This window comes from Niastella soli (genome assembly GCF_017742245.1).
GTDB lineage: Bacteria > Bacteroidota > Bacteroidia > Chitinophagales > Chitinophagaceae > Niastella > Niastella soli.
This window is the reverse complement of the sequence record NZ_JAGHKO010000003.1, coordinates 32327-46196: the sequence shown is the minus strand read 5'-3', so window position 1 is coordinate 46196 and position 13870 is coordinate 32327. Positions and strand designations below refer to the sequence as shown.

The 13870-nt window shown below is 42.5% G+C and carries 15 protein-coding genes; 4 read left to right on the top strand and 11 right to left on the bottom strand.

The features are described from left to right. Positions 1 to 7 precede the first annotated feature (7 nt). The 4 genes from J7I42_RS14330 to J7I42_RS14315 form a co-directional block, all read right to left on the bottom strand. Positions 8 to 931, bottom strand: a complete 924-nt coding sequence (locus J7I42_RS14330; RefSeq protein ID WP_209139508.1) for a histone deacetylase family protein — start codon at positions 929 to 931, stop codon at positions 8 to 10. Beyond that, a complete protein-coding gene (gene pdeM / locus J7I42_RS14325) occupies positions 928 to 1584 on the bottom strand; it encodes a ligase-associated DNA damage response endonuclease PdeM (protein ID WP_209139507.1) in 657 nt (218 codons plus the stop codon). The genes J7I42_RS14330 and pdeM overlap by 4 nt, the downstream gene beginning before the upstream one ends. Positions 1585 to 1758: 174 nt before the next feature. Then, complete coding sequence (locus J7I42_RS14320; RefSeq protein WP_209139506.1) at positions 1759 to 2769, bottom strand: V-type ATP synthase subunit E family protein; 1011 nt, start codon at positions 2767 to 2769, stop codon at positions 1759 to 1761. A 296-nt stretch (positions 2770 to 3065) separates the two neighbouring features. Beyond that, the gene (locus J7I42_RS14315; protein WP_081198498.1) at positions 3066 to 3725 is read right to left on the bottom strand and encodes a response regulator transcription factor; all 660 of its coding nucleotides are present in this window, start codon (positions 3723 to 3725) and stop codon (positions 3066 to 3068) included. A gap of 916 nt (positions 3726 to 4641) precedes the next feature. Between J7I42_RS14315 and J7I42_RS14310 the strand changes: the two genes are divergently transcribed. From J7I42_RS14310 to J7I42_RS14295, 4 genes are all read left to right on the top strand, one after another. Next, a complete protein-coding gene (locus J7I42_RS14310; protein ID WP_209139505.1) occupies positions 4642 to 5034 on the top strand; it encodes a hypothetical protein in 393 nt (130 codons plus the stop codon). Positions 5035 to 5769: 735 nt separating this feature from the next. Further along, positions 5770 to 6615 carry a sensor histidine kinase gene (locus J7I42_RS14305; protein WP_209139504.1) on the top strand — a complete coding sequence of 282 codons (846 nt, stop codon included), beginning with the start codon at positions 5770 to 5772 and terminating at the stop codon, positions 6613 to 6615. A 149-nt stretch (positions 6616 to 6764) separates the two neighbouring features. Then, on the top strand, positions 6765 to 7421 hold the full coding sequence (locus J7I42_RS14300; RefSeq protein ID WP_014221254.1) for a response regulator transcription factor: 657 nt from the start codon (positions 6765 to 6767) through the stop codon (positions 7419 to 7421). Positions 7422 to 7566: 145 nt separating this feature from the next. Continuing rightward, positions 7567 to 8292 (top strand): hypothetical protein, encoded by a 726-nt coding sequence (locus J7I42_RS14295; protein ID WP_209139503.1) that lies wholly within the window; start codon positions 7567 to 7569, stop codon positions 8290 to 8292. Here J7I42_RS14295 and J7I42_RS14290 read toward each other — a convergent pair. From J7I42_RS14290 to J7I42_RS14260, 7 genes are all read right to left on the bottom strand, one after another. After that, entirely contained in the window at positions 8289 to 8948 is a 660-nt protein-coding gene (locus tag J7I42_RS14290; RefSeq protein ID WP_209139502.1) for a 3-oxoacid CoA-transferase subunit B, read from the bottom strand. The genes J7I42_RS14295 and J7I42_RS14290 overlap by 4 nt on opposite strands. 43 nt (positions 8949 to 8991) lie before the next feature. Beyond that, a complete protein-coding gene (locus J7I42_RS14285) occupies positions 8992 to 9693 on the bottom strand; it encodes a CoA transferase subunit A (RefSeq protein ID WP_209139501.1) in 702 nt (233 codons plus the stop codon). Positions 9694 to 9755: 62 nt separating this feature from the next. Beyond that, the gene (locus J7I42_RS14280) at positions 9756 to 10346 is read right to left on the bottom strand and encodes a DUF4296 domain-containing protein (protein ID WP_209139500.1); all 591 of its coding nucleotides are present in this window, start codon (positions 10344 to 10346) and stop codon (positions 9756 to 9758) included. Further along, positions 10343 to 11266, bottom strand: coding sequence for a type IX secretion system protein PorD (porD, locus tag J7I42_RS14275; protein WP_209139499.1), 924 nt, complete (start codon positions 11264 to 11266; stop codon positions 10343 to 10345). Before porD ends, J7I42_RS14280 begins: the two co-directional genes overlap by 4 nt. Next, complete coding sequence (coaBC, locus tag J7I42_RS14270; protein WP_209139498.1) at positions 11259 to 12455, bottom strand: bifunctional phosphopantothenoylcysteine decarboxylase/phosphopantothenate--cysteine ligase CoaBC; 1197 nt, start codon at positions 12453 to 12455, stop codon at positions 11259 to 11261. Before coaBC ends, porD begins: the two co-directional genes overlap by 8 nt. A 161-nt stretch (positions 12456 to 12616) precedes the next feature. Then, positions 12617 to 12958 (bottom strand): DNA-directed RNA polymerase subunit omega, encoded by a 342-nt coding sequence (locus J7I42_RS14265; RefSeq protein WP_081198487.1) that lies wholly within the window; start codon positions 12956 to 12958, stop codon positions 12617 to 12619. Further along, positions 12933 to 13748, bottom strand: coding sequence for an outer membrane protein assembly factor BamD (locus J7I42_RS14260; RefSeq protein ID WP_209139497.1), 816 nt, complete (start codon positions 13746 to 13748; stop codon positions 12933 to 12935). The genes J7I42_RS14265 and J7I42_RS14260 overlap by 26 nt, the downstream gene beginning before the upstream one ends. Between the last annotated feature and the right edge of the window lie 122 nt (positions 13749 to 13870).

Sequence of the window (13870 nt, the reverse complement as noted above, 5' to 3'; positions counted from 1 at the left end):
TGCCAAATTACAATTCGTAAATATCCTTTGCCACTCGAAATGTATTGCAATGCGCTTCCACAATAGTTTTGATATCGGGCGAATATCCGCCGCCCATGGCCACTACACAAGGAATGCCGAGTTGTTTTAGTTGCGAGAATACCATTTCATCGCGTCGCCGGCAACCTTCTATACTAACTTTCAGTTTACCAAACTTATCGGTCGATAGAATATCAACCCCTGATAAATAGAAGGCAAAATCGGGTTTTAATTGCTCCAGCAAAGTGAACAGATTGCTTTGAAGCAGGCTTAAATACAGGTTATCATCGGTACCATCGTTCAACGCAATATCGAGATCGCTTTTTTCTTTATGGAACGGATAATTGTGAGCGCCATGCATACTGAATGTAAACACGCGGGGTTCATGTTCAAAGATCCTTGCCGTACCATTGCCCTGGTGCACATCGAGATCGATAATAATGATCTTATGCGCCTTTTCTTTTTTAAGCAGATAATTGGCCGCCACGCCAAAATCATTCAACAAACAAAACCCCTCTCCCCTGTCAGCAAATGCATGGTGGGTACCACCCGCTACATTCAATGCTACGCCATGTACAAAAGCATGGTAACAACAGTCGATGGTACCCTGAGCGATCACCAGCTCCCGGCGCGTTAACTGGGGCGATTGCGGAAAACCAATATGCCGCTGTTCGCGGGCCGATAAGGTTTGCTGGTGTAATCGCTGCAAATATGCTGCGTCGTGAGTCCACAATACTATTTCATCCGCACAAACTGCTGGTGAAAATAAATTATGGGTTGTTATGGTGCCTTCATACAATAATTGTTCAGGTATCAGTTCATATTTAAGCATAGGGAACCGATGTCCTTCGGGCAGCGGATGTGCATATATAGGATCAAATGCGATCTTAAGTATCGGGGGTGTAGGGCTCATTGCAACTGTACAATATTGTCGTTTACGATGGCAAATACATTTTCTTCCTCTTCAGGCCGTACCAGCGCAATACCCGTAAACCGGCTGAATGCGGGCAGCACACAAAACGCCCTGGCAAAGTAAAAACAGGGAAAGCTCAACGATTGTTTGGCACTGCCTCTTATTCGAATACCGGGATGGATATGACCTGAGAAAAAATAATCAGTATCGCTGGGGATTACATTATCCAGTTCGTGCCGGAACCTGAACACGCCGATCTGTAATTCATCGTCTGTAACATGAATATTACATTGTTTGTACCAGCTTTCGTGCAGAATATCGTGATTGCCTTTGACCAGGTGAACAGGCAGGTCGGGAAAATCGTGCCGCCACCGTTGAAACAGTTCCAGTTCCTTGTTATGGTGGCTGTGAAAAAGATCGCCTACCACTATTATTTGCCGGGGTTGAAAGTATTGTAAGAGGTGTACGAGCCGTTGCAGGTCTTCTTTATATACGGCCTGGGGCACAGCTATGCCCGATTTGCGAAAATGTCCCGTTTTGCCAAAGTGAAGGTCTGAAACAATAAGGGCTTTTTCTTCTTCCCAAAAAACACTTCTGTGTGCTGATAACCAAAGTTGTTGTCCTAATAGTTTATACGAAACCGGCGCCTGCATCGTGATCAGAATTATAAATAAATATCCATTGCAAGGTATTCTAAAATGCAGTGCGCACCATCAATTAAAATCCTTCAAAAAACAGGGATACGCGTTTCTATTTACAGGGGATTTTTACAGCAATGCCCCGATGGTAGTACCATCGGGGCATTGTATTATAGGAGGAAAATTCTTTTAGTGTTTTCCCTTTACCTGATTCTCCAGTTCTTCCAGTTTTTGTTGCTGCGCCTGCAACAGTTTGCTTTGTTCCTGAATAAGTATTTCCTGCTTCTCCTGTTTCTTATTCTGCTCAATCACGTATAAGGTCAGCTCTTCAATTTTCTTTAATAGGGCAGCCTGGTTGTTGCCGAGGTCGATACCTTCTTTGTTAACTTCCTCTGCAGAAGGGACTTCAGGCAGGTGACCGTATTGTTTAACATACTGTTCTACTTCACTTAAAGGACGTAAGGGGTAATTGGAATGAAAAACATAGTCGGGCCAGGGGTTAACGGCGTCTACTTTTACCTTACGCGTACGAATACCCAGTTCAACAAAAAGTTTGTAATCTGGTGGGTTATTTAGAATAGTACCAATACATACGGCTCCATTATCTGAGATCCGCATTTTTTCAGACCAGCCGCCGGCATTAAGGTCATTTGCAGAACCAAACCGTAATCCGTTAGACGTACTGCCATACTTCCAAATAACAGCATTGCCACCCCACATTTGTACAAATCCATCTAATTGATCATTGGTAGAAGCAGCAATATTTCCTTCAGAAACATGCAATTTTGAGGCTGGATTGGTTGTACCTATACCAACAAAACCAAAATCAGCTATAGTTAGCCTGGTTTGCAGCGGGTCGCCGATAACACCCCTTGGTTTGTTTTGAAATTCGACCCTGGAAGCATAATCACCCAGGTCAGTAGCTACAATTCTAAAGTTAGCCGGGTTGGTGCCAGCATCAAACGTGGCTATTTCAAAAGCACATTGTGCCCCAGGCATACCGGCCCCATTGGTTAAACGCAATACAGGACCTAAAGCCCCGGTCTGAGACTTCATTATTTCAAGGAAGGGAGTAAAAGAGGAGGATGAAGACATCCACCTATTACCATTCCATTGGTAAATAGGTTGAGCAAGAACAGAATGGCTGCAAATAACAAAAGCCATTAGATTAATGGCTAATAAGACATGGTTTTTTCTCATAATTCTAAAATAGAAATGGGGTTACCCGTTGTTTAAAGAGATAATTGCTAAAATAATAGGGTTTTTTGTTTATTTCACTCAGAATTTAATATTCGCGTAGTTTTTGTCAATAACTGCGCAAATTAATCAATAGCCGTGTAAATGCAGCGGTCAGCCGTAGCAAAAGAGAATGCTGATCAACGTACAGCAAGTGCTTACGCGATCAATTGTTTAATTGTAAGGCGGTAAATAGTTGGGCAGGATTGGCAGTTGTGCCTTCGGGCGGGATAAGGAGGGTAACATGTTTACCGGAGCAATTAATCGATCAGTTTGTTTCGCATACCATACATGATGAGGCCAGCGATGGTTTTGGCGCCTACCTTCGATTTCATGTTTTGGCGAATTGTTTCAATAGTCCGGGGGCTCAGGAATACTTCTTTTGAAATTTCCTCGGTGGTTTTATCGGCCGCCAGCAACTTGAGGATCTTGATCTCTTTTTCGGAGAATTTGACGGGATTGGGGTAGAACTGCCGGACCTGCTTTTTAGTTTGCAATTTCGACAGTACTGCTTTGTTTACAAGATCATTAAAGTAAAAGTCATCGTTCATGCAGGTGAGTATGGCCTGATATATCTCTTCAGGGTCAGAGGTTTTAGTGAGGTAAGCGTTGGCGCCCATTTCCATCATCTTGGTGATCATTTCCTGTTCATCATACATGGTAAGTACAACGATCTTTACATCGCTGTATTCTTTACGTAGTATACCAATAGCGTTCACCCCATCTACTTCGGGCATACGAATATCCATCAGTAAAACATCCGGTTTTTTGATCTGCATTTTATGCATCAGATCTTTACCATCTTCGGCTTCCCAAAGGATCTTCAGGTACTCTTTTCCTTTCAGAGCCATCTTAATGCCGTCGCGAAAAATTTTGTGATCGTCGGCAAGTGCTACTTTAATAACCAGTTCAGTGCTCATAATGGGTAAGGTTGGCTTATTAATGGGTTATAAGTTGTTCCTTTTTGGTACAATACGCCCTACCGTTTTAACCCCTTAATAGTGTTTTCAATACGTTTGGGGCCCTAACCTTGCGGCAATATCGTATAAAAAAACGATTCTAATCACTTTGTAAACGTTAGTTTACCAGGATCAATCGAAATAGTACCAGTTTGGCTACGACGCTTTTACGTGTTTACCGGTAATTCCCGAACTTTTAAAATTGAGCGTTTCCGCTATTGCGAACTGGCAGGTAGCCGATTATTTTTGTTTCGAAGTTGATTGATAAGGTATGGCAACCTTAAAACATCCAATATTCTGATACCGTCCTTAAAAAGTATTTCCAACGATCTTATGAATGCCGCCTGTCAAATCCAATATCAGTCAACTTCTTTCTTTTTGTTTTAACCACGTCTACCAATATTCACTTACCTCATCCTGGTCAATACAAAATCAACTACTCCTCGAAAACATAGTTCTATCGATACCTGTTTTAAATCAGTTGTATTGCAATTAAGTCAGCCGGTAAATAAGAAAAGGAAATTATTACTGCAAGAGCTGCGACTTACTGTGCCCCGTTTTTAAAATCCGCCACGCTACTTAAGCACTAATCCTACGATACTTAAGCAATTACACTTATTCACACATGTGAATAACCATTCTCCAGGAGTAGGTTATACGAACCTTCGCAATAGTAAATATACGGTATACAACAAGAAAAAATCCCTCATTTTATATCGTATTACTTCTTAGAAGTTCCCCTCAGAACGCAGGCCCATAGTGCATTTCGAGCAAAATTACAGCATTTATAGGTGCTCGCAACCCGTTGTATATCTTTTTTTTTGGAGGTTTCTTTCTACTCGGAACCACTTTTTACAACCTCTAAAAACTTACTACTATGATGCAGACTGAACTACTCACTAAACGTAACATTGCTACTATTGGTGAAGAAATTACCCATGAATTAGGCGCTGAACTGGTAAACAACTATCGTAAGGCTAATCCGAATGATGTACAAGGTTACATTATTGGCAAGGAAATCCTGACCCAGATCCTGGCTCAACCAGGTTGTGCAGGCATTCAGTTTCACAATGCCATCAACGAAGTTGGCCAGAAAACCCTGGTTTACGTAGGTCTTGATCAAAATGGCAAACAACTGATTAACTACACCGTAGTTACTGAAGACGCCCAACTTCAAAAACAAAAAGGCATTGTTGCTGACAGAAGCATCCCCTCTCCTTCAGGCGACGATCCATTTTTCGGGGATGACACATGGTTTATTATTGATTAAATAAACCTGAATCTCTATATTTGAGGTAAAGCGGCCTGATATAGAGAGTTTTTTCTTACATATCAGTTTATATTCTTCACTATTACCCGTAATTCTCTTTCTTGTCTTTTTAAGACAAACCAAAAGGAAGGAATTATGGGTAATCTTTATTTACTCGCTTTACTCATTCCTGAATGATATAATACTTTTAAACCTGTCTGCCAAGCTCTTCCTGAGCACCTATACCCTGGTGGAGTTTTTTCTCTTCAGTTATTTTATCTGGCTCATTATTGAAGGCAGGGTGTTTAAAAAAGTCATCGCCACTGTTTCAACATTGTTTATTATATTTATCTGTTATTACTTTTTTACCACCAAGTGGAATTTTTTTGATTCAGTACCAGTAGCTTGCGAATCAATTTTGATCTTTACATTTTCTCTATATTATTTATTCGAGCAAATAAACAAACCCAGGGTGCTGTTCATATATAATACATCCATGTTCTGGGTCATACTGGGCTTCCTGGTATACTTAGCCGGGTCTTTTTTTATCTATACCTTCGTAGACGAGATTGATAGTAGAGACATCGGGAAATTTTGGTTCATCACATTCATATTCAATACCATAAAAAATCTTTTCTTTAGCATTGCTTTTTCGCTGAGAGAGGCAAAGGACAAAAGCAGTTCCAGTCTGTCCGCATACGATAATTTTTTTAAAAACCCCTATAACCCATTATAAACCCGGCTTCTCACATACTAATGATCTTGCTGCAGGTTGCACATGGCACCAGCCAGTTTCCCATGGTACTTTATTTTGGCACCATTGGCATGCTGGTTTTAACTATAGGCCTCATCGTTTTCATTATTTTCCATCAACGTAAGGTTATCAGGTATCAAATGCAGTTACAGCATTTGGAGCAGGAACAGCAGAAAATGTTGTTGAACGCCTCTATTCGCCTGCAGGAAGAGGAACGGCAACGAATTGCAGCCGATCTACACGATGATGCCGGCCCACTGCTGGCCACGGCGCGTTTATACCTGAACGAGAACCTGGTGAACCTCGATAAAACCGCCCAGCTGCAAAGCATTTACAACGCCAAACAGATCATAGACGACACCATACAGTTGATACGTAACATTTCACACAGCCTGATGCCACCCACTCTGAAGAACTTTGGGTTGGAATCGGCCGTGAACGATCTGTTTCAGAAGATCAGCGGTTCGGGCAGCATGAACGCCAGCTGCCGTTTTCATGATTATCGCGAACGCCTGCACGCAGACCAGGAATTGATAATTTTCAGGGTGATACAGGAATTGGTGAATAATATTCTAAAGCACAGTAATGCCAGTTTTATTCACCTGACCCAAAACCTGAGTGGTAATAAATTGTATATTCGCCTCCATCACGACGGCCGGGGTATTACCCAGGCCGATTTTGATAAGCTGAATAAGAGCAATGTGGGTTTGGGTTTAAAAAACATTCAGAGCAGGTTGAAGCTCTTACATGGGCGAATTTATTTCGAAAAAGACATATCGCAAACATACTATAAGGTTACTATCGAAATTCCCCGGTTGGAGGAAGAAGCGGTAGCACCACAATTATAGAAATATTGGTTCATATTTTGTTGATAAGGGCTACTATCTTAAGATGCGGACCGGAATAAGTGTTTATACTAACGAAAGAATGCAATACCCCCTGAATACCTAAACACTGAAGAATTTTAGTAATTTAGTTTTGCCAATATCAAAAACAGATGGGACCTATAAAAGTGGCTATAGCTGATGACCACAAGATATTCCGTAAAGGAGTTATATTGTCGTTAAGGCCTTATACAAACATCAAGTTCGTACTCGAAGCAGAAAACGGCCAGGAACTGTTGGACAATTTACCAACAGCCCCTGAACAACCTGATGTTATTTTAATGGACCTTCGCATGCCCCTGAAAGATGGCATCGAAACTACCAAGGTAATTGCCCGCCAATATCCTAATATACATGTTATTGCGCTAACCATGTATGAAGATGAGCGGTTTGTGAGCCATATGATGGAAATTGGCGCTAATGGTTACCTGCTCAAAAGTGCCGACCCTTCTGAGATCAAGAAGGCCATTATGGAGGTAATGAGCAAGGGATACTATCTGAACAATTTTGTAAACAGGATACTATTAAAAAAATCACACGCCCGGGTTAAGGTGGTGCCCAGCTTAAACAGCGAAATCACCCTCAGCGACCGCGAACGGGATGTGATCAAATATATTTGCATGGAGTTTACCGCCCATGAAATTGCACAAAAATTAGAGGTTAGTCCGAGAACTGTTGAGGCTATCAAAGACAGGTTGATGGAACGCTTTGGAGCTAAAAACACGGCTGGCCTGGTATTTTTTGCAGTTAAGAATAACCTGATTGATTAAACTCCCGGCAATCTTTGACAAATAACGACTGAATTATTATTTGTTTAACGCATAACAGCCGGCATTATGTTGAATACCCTTTTTCGCAGCATCAAAAACAATAGGCCCCCTATGAAGAACCGGTTTGGCCCTGAACTCTTAGACCATGGTAGAAACCGGTGGAAGTATATTTATTGCCCTGGCGCTGGTAGTAATACTGCTGGCATTACTACCCATATGCCTACTCTATGTTCGTAAGGTAGCAGCCTCTGCTCTACTTAACGTGCTGAAACTCCTTTGCTTTTTTGTAATCTGTCAATACCTCGCATTCTATTTTATTCAGCCTGGCTTTGCGGCGCTGCATTCCGGTTTTAAACTCACCCAATTTACGCTAGCATATTACCTGTTCAATTTATTGATGGCCGGTACCCAGGGAAAAAACCTGTTGAAGATGGTGCTGGTGTCCTTTCTTTCAATAACTATTACCATTTACGCATTAAAAGGGATTACAGCTTATAACGATGTGCTGACCGTATTACAGGCAGGTATCCTTACCGTGCTGGCCATTGTGATCTTATTGCAACTGATCAACAACCGGCATATTGTATTGGCCAGTGAACCCGCTTTCTGGATTGCCGGTGGATTGCTATGTTATAATGGAATGGTTGTATTGATGGAAGCCATTGCAGGCAGTCGTTCAAACCTGTCGCAACAAATACAACAGGAAATAGCCTTTATCATAACGCTGGCCGATATGTTGCGTATGGCATTTTTTATAGTGGCTGTTTGTGTTGCTGGTAAAAGGAATGACAACAAAAACAACATTCGGGATGAACAACCGCTGCCTCCCCTCTTCCCCACACAAGGAACCAGGCGAACGATCAAATATTAGATGGTCATTTCGGGAATGTCGCCTTCAATGATCAGTTTGCCTAATGTTTTAACGCGGATCTCATCTACGGTTACACCGGGTGCCCGTTCAATCAGTTTAAAACCGCCCTGAGGCAATACATCGAGCACCGCCAGGTCGCTTACGATCCGTTTAACACATTTCACTCCTGTTAACGGTAAGGTGCAGTTGGGCAATACTTTTGATTCCCCTTTGGGGTTGGTATGCATCATAGCCACGATAATGTTTTTGGCGCTGGCTACCAGGTCCATGGCACCGCCCATGCCTTTTACCATTTTACCGGGGATCTTCCAATTGGCAATATCCCCATTCTCTGAAACTTCCATGGCTCCCAGCACTGTCAGGTCAACCTTACCAGCCCTGATCATACCAAAGCTTTCTGCACTATCAAAAAAAGCACCGCCCGGGATCACAGTTACAGTTTCTTTACCGGCATTTATGAGGTCGGCATCTATTTCTGATTCAACAGGGTAAGGCCCCATGCCCAGTATGCCGTTCTCAGACTGCAACATAATGGAAATGCCTTCCGGAATATAATTAGATACCAGGGTTGGAATGCCTATACCCAGGTTCACATACATGCCATCTTTCAACTCCCGGGCAATTCGTTTTGCAATACCGTATTTATCTAAAGCCATTGTAGTTTGTTGTTTGAAGTTTGTAGTTAGTTGGGCTCACTTCTTACTTCCCATTGATCTGAACAGTTTTTCTTTCAATCCTTTTTTCATAATCAGCACCCTGGAAGATCCGGTGTACATAAATACCGGCTACATGAATATGATCGGGGTCCAGTTCACCAGGCTCAACCAGGTGTTCTACTTCAGCAATGGTAATGTTACCTGCTTTGGCAATAGAGGTGGAGAAATTGCGGGTAGCTTTGCGGAAAACCAGGTTACCATAACGGTCACCCTTCCAGGCTTTTACAATAGAAAAATCGGCATGCAGCGCGTATTCCATCAGGTACATTTTGTTATTGAACTCACGCACTTCTTTCCCAATGGCTATTTCAGTACCATAGCCAGCCGGAGTATAAAAGGCCGGGATGCCCATACCGGCCATCTGAATACGGGTAGCCAGCGTTCCCTGGGGTATTAGATCAACTTCCAGTTCACCACTTAACAACTGCCGTTCAAACTCGGCATTTTCACCCACATAGGAGCTCATCATTTTTTTTATCTGGCGGGTCTTGAGGAGTAAGCCCAAACCGAAATCATCGACCCCGGCATTATTGGAGATACAGGTGAGGTTCTTTACGCCTTTGCGTACCAGTGCAGCAATACAATTTTCTGGTATTCCACATAAACCAAATCCACCCAGCATAATGGTAGCATTATCCTGAATGTCGGCAATGGCGTCATCGGCATTGACAACAACTTTTTGCATAGCAAGCAATTTATTGATAAAAATAAGGAACTACCACCTATAGCCAAAACAACGGGAATAATTTATGGCTTGGTTTTATTATATCGCAGCATGGTATCCTTGAGCCTCCTTTTTCTGAAAGCATCTCTTCTGGCATTCATTGTTGCCGGTGCAATGGTTGATGGCACTGGTGCTGGCGTTATTACTTTTTTTGCACTATCAGTGGTTATACCTTTTGATTTGGCGCTATCGGCAGCAGCTGCCTTAGCACTATCAGCAGAAAACGTATCTGTTTTCGATTTTGCCGCTGTATCGAGCGCTTTGGGTTTGTACAAATTTTCACGAAGCCGGTTTGCCTGATTGGCCATGGAGTCAAAAATTTGCCGTGCAATGTCGGGCCGGCTCATATAAAATTTATAGCTCTTTATAAATTCGTCTTTCGTGATCTTATTAAGTTCAAATACCTGAGCGTACAGTTTAAAAGTCTCCACCTTCAGGTCTTTGGCAGAATCCTGGATAAACCCTTCCCTGAACCGTTCAGCCTGGATCATATCCAACATCACCTTCTGCATCTTTTCTTTTCCCATTACACCTTTTGGGATCTTGTCCTTATCTGTACAACTTACCAAACAACACACTATAGCGCTCAAACATACCAGTAATAGCCGGCTCATTTTAATTCCTGTTTATACGTATTGGAATTGGAGATATCTATCTTTTGTAAAATTTCCCTTGCTTTTTGTCTGTCTTCGGGCGTAGCCTTTTTAAATATCTTAATTAACTCCTGCGCTTTGCCCTGAAAAAAGAACTGCACGATCATGGTATTGGGAATGTCGTTGTTCATCGTATTGATCAAACTAAGGGAATTCAAAATGGCGTTGCGGCCTTCTGTTTCATTTTCATACATATAATCCATTCCCAGTCGGTAATAGCTGTAATACGTGTCGTGAATAAGGTTGTACCGGTTATTGGTCAGGTTCTCCGTTAACCAGTAGCGGTTACGCAATCCATCAAATGCTTTCCAGCCTGAAATATCTCTGCCTTCTGGGGCATTATTCACAATATTCATGGCTTTCTGGAAATAGGGATCGCCACCACGTAATGAGAAAGAATCGAAATCGAGCCCTATGATCATATAGGCGTAGTAAGCAAGAATGGCGGTAAGATTACCCACTAATGGGTCTGAGCCCGATACCCGGTTATCATTAAACTCAATGGACTGGTACTCTACATATTTAAACGTCACATTCTCATCTATAAAGTTGATGATGGGGCAATCGTAGTTGGTATTGTACACGGGGCGGGCAGCCTGTACCATAAGCTTAGCTTTGTACACATTCCCGCCTTGTGCCTCTAAACCATTCATCAGAAAATTACATACGATCTTCTCATTGGGTTGAAAAGTTTCCTTTGTCCATTTGCGGTTGTTCAAAAAATTATTGAGCGCCGCCTGACAGGTTTGGAACGCTTTCTTATCTGCCGGTGTACTCAGCTGGCGGGTGTCGATGGTAACACGGACTTTTAGCTCCTGGGCTAACAAACATACCGGCACTGTTACCATTATAAAAAATATGTATACAATCTTTCTACACATATAGCATGTTTACGATTCTATCAACGATATCTTTAGCTACTTGTTGCTTTGGTTTGCGGTCATAGGCAATCTCGTTACCGCCTTTTTCAAAAATAGTAACCTTGTTGGTATCATATCCAAAACCGGCGCCTTCATCGTTCAGAGAATTCAGCACAATAAGATCTGCATTTTTTGAGGCCAGTTTATCCAGGGCATACTGCCGTTCATTGGCTGTTTCCAGCGCAAAACCAGCCAGCAATTGTCCATTGCGTTTCAGCTGCCCCAGGCTTTTCAGAATATCCTTTGTTTTGGTAAGTTCAATGATCAGGGTACCGCTTGTTTTCTTGATCTTCTCCGGTGCGGTTTCAACCGGGGTATAATCGGCCACCGCAGCACTCATTACAGCGATATCAGCAGTAGCAAATTCAGCCATACAGGTATCATACATTTCACCGGCGGTTTGCACTTTATGAACATATATACCAGGACAAGTGGTCTTAACGGAAGAAGGGCCCAGCACCAGGTGCACTTCCGCACCCCGACCGGCCAGTTCCTCAGCAATGGCCACCCCCATTTTTCCTGAAGAGTGATTTCCTATAAATCGCACGGGATCAATAGGTTCATATGTTGGTCCGGCAGTTACCAGGGCTTTTTTGCCAGCGAGGTCTTTTTTACCAAAAATGTTGTTCTCGAGATAATGTATAATGGCTTCAGGCTCAGCCATACGGCCATCGCCAAACAAGCCACTGGCCAGTTCTCCCTTTTCAACAGGAATTATACGGTTGCCAAACAACTGCAGTTTTTGCAAATTACCCTGTGTAGCCGGGTGGTGCCACATATCTTCATCCATGGCAGGAGCCACCACTACGGGACAGGTTGCGGATAACCAGGTAGCTAACAACATATTGTCGCACATCCCATTGGCCATTTTTGCCAGGGTATTACAGCTCAGGGGAGCTACGACCATCACATCGGCCCAGCGTCCCAGCATTACATGGTTGCTCCAGGAATCGTTGTTTGCCAGTTCGCTGATAACTTCATTTTTTGACAATGTTGCCAGTGTAAGCGGCGATACAAATGCAGTGGCAGCAGGTGTTAATACCACTTTTACTTCCGCCCCTGCTTTTACCAGCAGGCGAACCAGTAAAATGGCTTTATATGCAGCAATACTTCCGGTAACAGCCAGTAATATCTTTTTGTCCTGGAACATAATTGGCTAAAATTAGGTCATTTGGGTTAAACAAAGCGGAAACCGGGGTAACCGGTTTATCAACAATAACATACCTACAACAGACTGGCTACCTGGGTATAAAACTAAAAAAGCGTCCCGATGTATCGGGACGCTTTCCATATATTTTTTATTACTGTATATTAGCTAAACAGGTCATCTTCGTTCTTACGATAATAGATCTTGTCGTCGAAAAACTCCTGGGTAGCCAGTAATGACGGGTTAGGCATACGCTCATAGGCTCTGGAGATCTCGATCTGCTCTTTATTCTCATGGATCTCTTCCAGGCTGTCGGTATGGCTGGCGAACTCTTCCAGTTTGTTATGTAACTCCTCTTTTAAAGAGATGTTGATCTGATTAGCCCTTTTAGCAATAATGGCAATTGACTCGTACACATTGCCGGTTTTTGCTTTAATGGCATTCAAATCTTTTGTTTCGGCCGTGTTAGCGGTGTTGGCGCTAATTTGTCTTCGTAATTTGCTCATTATTGTTGGCTTTAAGATTGTTTTTAGATAATGTCTCGTAATTCTCCACTTCTTTCTTCAAACTGCTTTCGGGGAAACGGTCCAAAAAATCATGGCATTCCGTAACCACCTGTTCAAAACGTGCCGGCTTCTTGTCTTCGATACTATTCATTGCAAATAAATAGTATGCTTTAATAACCTGCAATTTATATGCATCGCCTTTTTGCGAATCAGGAAAATCGTTCATCAGGCTGGTATAAGCGATCGCTGCCGCCCGGTAATGGCCCATATTATAATACAACAAGGCACTTCCCACTTCCTTTTCTTCCAGCTTTATGCGGCATTTATCCATGATATCAGACGCTTCCTTATTTCTGGGCGAATTGGGATGCGTATTGATAAACGTCTGCATCAAACCAATAGCTTTTTGGGTATTGGTTTGATCAAGCTCGGCTTTGGGTGACTGCCGGTAGTAGGTATAAGCCCGCATATACTCCATTTCTTCCGCTTTTACGCTGGAAGGAAACACTTCCACAAACTGTTTGAACAGGTTTTCAGCCTGCAGCCAGTCGTGCAAATAATAGGAGCAGTAGGCGTACTTATAGAACAAGTCCTCAAACTGCGGCTGCCCTTTCATAATGGGAAAGAGTTCTTCATATAATTGCGAGGCATAGTTATACTTTTTAGCAACATAGTATTTTTCTGCCATACGCAATTTATAGTCATAGTCGGTACTCTTCTGCACCTTAGAAAACTTGGAGCAGGACGCTACGCTTAGGGCTATTATTACAATTAATAAAACTGAACGCATAAAGTGGGCAAAGTTAAGGTTTTCCTGCAAATATGTATGGAAAGGAGTTGTAACCCAAAAACATCCCGTTAAGATAAATATAAATAATAATAAAAAACCCCGACGAAATCGTCGGGGTTATA

Bases quoted from the DNA above. Each gene is read 5' to 3' on its own strand.
- J7I42_RS14330 (WP_209139508.1), bottom strand. From the start codon at position 931: ATGAGCCCTACACCCCCGATACTTAAGATCGCATTTGATCCTATATAT.
- pdeM (WP_209139507.1), bottom strand. From the start codon at position 1,584: ATGCAGGCGCCGGTTTCGTATAAACTATTAGGACAACAACTTTGGTTA.
- J7I42_RS14320 (WP_209139506.1), bottom strand. From the start codon at position 2,769: ATGAGAAAAAACCATGTCTTATTAGCCATTAATCTAATGGCTTTTGTT.
- J7I42_RS14315 (WP_081198498.1), bottom strand. From the start codon at position 3,725: ATGAGCACTGAACTGGTTATTAAAGTAGCACTTGCCGACGATCACAAA.
- J7I42_RS14310 (WP_209139505.1), top strand. From the start codon at position 4,642: ATGATGCAGACTGAACTACTCACTAAACGTAACATTGCTACTATTGGT.
- J7I42_RS14305 (WP_209139504.1), top strand. From the start codon at position 5,770: ATGATCTTGCTGCAGGTTGCACATGGCACCAGCCAGTTTCCCATGGTA.
- J7I42_RS14300 (WP_014221254.1), top strand. From the start codon at position 6,765: ATGGGACCTATAAAAGTGGCTATAGCTGATGACCACAAGATATTCCGT.
- J7I42_RS14295 (WP_209139503.1), top strand. From the start codon at position 7,567: ATGGTAGAAACCGGTGGAAGTATATTTATTGCCCTGGCGCTGGTAGTA.
- J7I42_RS14290 (WP_209139502.1), bottom strand. From the start codon at position 8,948: ATGGCTTTAGATAAATACGGTATTGCAAAACGAATTGCCCGGGAGTTG.
- J7I42_RS14285 (WP_209139501.1), bottom strand. From the start codon at position 9,693: ATGCAAAAAGTTGTTGTCAATGCCGATGACGCCATTGCCGACATTCAG.
- J7I42_RS14280 (WP_209139500.1), bottom strand. From the start codon at position 10,346: ATGAGCCGGCTATTACTGGTATGTTTGAGCGCTATAGTGTGTTGTTTG.
- porD (WP_209139499.1), bottom strand. From the start codon at position 11,266: ATGTGTAGAAAGATTGTATACATATTTTTTATAATGGTAACAGTGCCG.
- coaBC (WP_209139498.1), bottom strand. From the start codon at position 12,455: ATGTTCCAGGACAAAAAGATATTACTGGCTGTTACCGGAAGTATTGCT.
- J7I42_RS14265 (WP_081198487.1), bottom strand. From the start codon at position 12,958: ATGAGCAAATTACGAAGACAAATTAGCGCCAACACCGCTAACACGGCC.
- J7I42_RS14260 (WP_209139497.1), bottom strand. From the start codon at position 13,748: ATGCGTTCAGTTTTATTAATTGTAATAATAGCCCTAAGCGTAGCGTCC.